The sequence below is a fragment of the Arthrobacter sp. TJ-254 genome, from assembly GCF_058269175.1.
In genome coordinates this window covers 1-3,377 of sequence record NZ_JBZCNF010000012.1, presented here as the reverse complement: position 1 = coordinate 3,377, position 3,377 = coordinate 1, and the positions used below count along the sequence as shown (strand labels likewise).

The following is a 3,377-nucleotide window of genomic DNA, read 5'->3' as shown; positions in this document are numbered from 1 at the left end:
ACAGCACACGCCGGTAACAGCCTCAGAATTGTATGGGTTTCGCCGCCCTCACCGGGGCGACTAAACAACTATACGACGCCCACCACCCCAACACAAATCCACCCCAACACCCCGGCAAACACCCACCAAACATCCGACGAACGCCACCCGCCACCCGCCACCGGCATGACAGCACGGTTCGAGCCGCTGTCACCCTCACGCAGCCCTCGACAGCTTGCCGCTGGCGCGGTATGCATGTCGGATGGCGGTTCTCGGATTTCACGCGTCCCATGAACAGATTGCTCCATCGCGCCTTTTGGAGGACGTGGTGTTGGCGGAGCAGGCCGGCTTCGACGCTGCGATGTGTTCGGACCACATCGAACCGTGGTCGGTTCGGCAGGGTCATTCCGGGTTCGCCTGGTCATGGCTGGGAGCCGCCCTCGCCAGAACCAGCTTGCGCTTTGGCGTCGTGACCGCGCCCGGCCAGCGCTACCATCCCGCGGTTCTCGCCCATGCCTCCGCCACTCTCGGCGAGATGTATCCCGGCCGCCTGTGGGTCGCCCTGGGCAGTGGCGAGAACATGAACGAGCACATCACTGGCGAGGGGTGGCCACCCAAGGACGTCCGGCAGCGGCGCCTCGAGGAGTGCGTGTCGATTATCCGCCGCCTGCACAGCGGTGAGGAGGTGACTCACCGCGGACTGGTGACCGTCGAACAGGCGCGGGTCTGGGACCCTCCGGCCGTCGTGCCACCGTTGATCGCCCCAGCCGTCACCGTGGAAACGGCGCGTCGCGCCGCGGACTGGGCCGATGGGTTGGTGACGATCAACCAGCCGCTGGAGCGGCTGCGAAGCATGCTCTCGGCATACCGGGATGCCGGTGGCGCAGGCACGCTGACGCTGCAGGTGCACCTCTCCTGGGCGCCGACTGACGCCGAGGCCCTCGGTATCGCGATGGACCAGTGGAGAACCAATACTTTCGCTCCGCCCATACCCTGGGATCTTCCGACTGCCGCCTATTTCGATGCTGTCAGCGGCGACGTCGGTGAGTCGGCTGTCCGGAAGGCAGTCAATGTCTCCGCCAGCACCGGAGAGCACGCACAATGGCTTCAGGAGTACCTCGAGCTCGGGTTCGACGAGGTGTACTTGCATTTCGTGGGTCAGGATCAGCAGCCCTTCATCGACACCTTTGCGGCCAATGTCCTGCCCGAGCTCCGTTGAGCGGGCGGGGCCTGCACCAGCCGTCGTGGCCACCCGTCATCACCCGCAGTCCAGCCAGTGATCCACAGTCATTCAGGGGGAGCTTTGAAAATTACGGACACGTCAGACCTGTGGTGGAAAAACGCCGTCATCTACTGCCTCGACGTCGAAACCTTCTACGACTCCAACGGTGATGGCATCGGTGATCTGGTTGGTCTTTCGGAGCGGGTGAGTTACCTGGCAGACCTTGGGGTCACGTGCATCTGGTTGATGCCGTTCTATCCCACCCCCGACCGCGACGACGGATATGACATCACCGATCTATACGGGGTGGACAGCCGGCTCGGAACCTATGGCGACCTCGTCGAATTCATCCGGACCGCCAAGGATCGGGGCATGCGCGTGATCGCTGACCTCGTGGTGAACCACACCTCGGACCAGCACCCGTGGTTCGAGTCGGCCCGCCGATCGAAAGACAGTCCCTTTCGCGATTTTTATGTGTGGCGGTCCGATCCCCCGCCTGACACCTCGGAAGAAGTGGTCTTCCCCGATCAGGAGAAGTCGATCTGGACCAAGTCCGACCCGACAGGTGAGTGGTACCAGCACCGCTTCTACCGGCACCAGCCGGATCTGAACATCGCCAATCCCCGGGTGCGCGACGAGATCTCCAAAGCCGCGGGTTTCTGGCTGCAGCTGGGACTGGACGGCTTCCGTGTGGACGCCGTTCCCTTCATCCTCGAGACGACCGGTACACAGTCGGACGACCTACCCGAGCCCCACGAGTTCCTCAAGGACCTGAGGCGATTCGTCGGCCGCCGGAACGGCTCGGCGATCCTCCTTGGGGAGGTGAACCTCTCCTATGATGCCCAACTTCGTTTCCTTGGCGGAAAATCCGCCGATGAGCTGACCATGCTTTTCGATTTCATCGGAATGCAGAACATGTACCTCGCACTGGCCCGCCAGGAGGCGGCCCCGCTGGCCGCCGCGCTCCAGGCAAGACCTGCCATGAACCCGGACAACCAGTGGGCCACGTTCGTCAGGAACCATGACGAACTGACCCTCGACAAGCTGACCGAACAGGAACGGCAGGAGGTGTTTGCTGCCTTCGGTCCTGAGGAGCACATGCAGGTTTATGGGCGCGGTCTCAAGCGCCGTCTTCCACCGATGCTCAGTGGAAATGCCCGCCGCATTCGGATGGTGTATTCGCTGCTCTTCTCGCTCCCCGGGACACCGGTCCTTTTTTACGGAGAGGAGATCGGTATGGGGGAAGACCTTGATGCGGATGGACGGCTGGCGGTCCGTACGCCGATGCAGTGGAGCGACGGGAAGAACGCGGGTTTCTCCCGTGCTGACGAGGCCCAGCTGATTTCCCGCCTGGTCGAGGGCGACTTCGGTCCGTCCACGGTCAACGTTGCCCGTGCCCGGCAGGACCCGGAGTCACTCCTGCATTTCCTGGCGGATCTCATCCGCCGCTACCGTCAATGCCCTGAACTTGGCTGGGGCGCCTTTGAGGTACTTTCCCAGGCCGAGCCATCGGTTCTGGCCCACCGCTGCACCCTGGGGACCTCGAGCATGGTACTCGTTCACAATCTCGCAGAAAAGGACACAACTGTGACCCTCGACGTCACCAGCTCCCGTCATACTCCTGGCGACCTCGCGGGAAAGACCCTCCTGAACCTGCTCGGCGGGGCAGACGAGCAGATCTCCGACAACGGTGCGGTAGAGCTTCACCTTGGGGCTTATGACTACCGGTGGCTGCGCATCCCCGATGCGGCCGACCACAGGCTTCCCTAACGGGAACCCGGTAACCACGGCGGCAATCAGCCCTGTCCTCCAGTGTGAGGTACGAGTAGACCCGCAGCAGGCCCTGGTTCCCGGGGCCCTCCATGGACGAACGAAATTTCTGGACAGCGGTCAAAATCTCCACCCATGGTGGACCGGCATGAGCACGACCCACACAGTTGCCGGCCTTACGCGCGGGCGTTGCCGGCGGCCGGGCCGGGCCAGCGGGCCGGTGTGGATGGCACCGGGTTGGAGTGCCGGCGCTGCGCGGCCGGGCCGGCCGGGCTGGGCCGGCCGGGGGTGGTGCGCGGGTGGTGGGTGGTTGGATGGTTAAGCAGGTGAAGCCCTGACGTTTCCGTCAGGGCTTCACTTGTAATGGTTGTCCGGCGGTGTCCTACTCTCCCACACTCTCTCGGGT

At 63.6% G+C, this 3,377-nt stretch carries 2 protein-coding genes; both read left to right on the top strand.

The window, feature by feature from the left end; translation table 11 throughout:
- Positions 1 to 241: 241 nt before the first annotated feature.
- Positions 242 to 1,198, top strand: a complete 957-nt coding sequence (locus AC4D14_RS18155) for a TIGR03885 family FMN-dependent LLM class oxidoreductase (protein WP_490904076.1) — start codon at positions 242 to 244, stop codon at positions 1,196 to 1,198.
- 84 nt (positions 1,199 to 1,282) lie between these two features.
- On the top strand, positions 1,283 to 2,971 hold the full coding sequence (locus AC4D14_RS18150) for an alpha-amylase family protein (protein ID WP_490904075.1): 1,689 nt from the start codon (positions 1,283 to 1,285) through the stop codon (positions 2,969 to 2,971).
- The last annotated feature ends 406 nt before the right edge of the window (positions 2,972 to 3,377 follow it).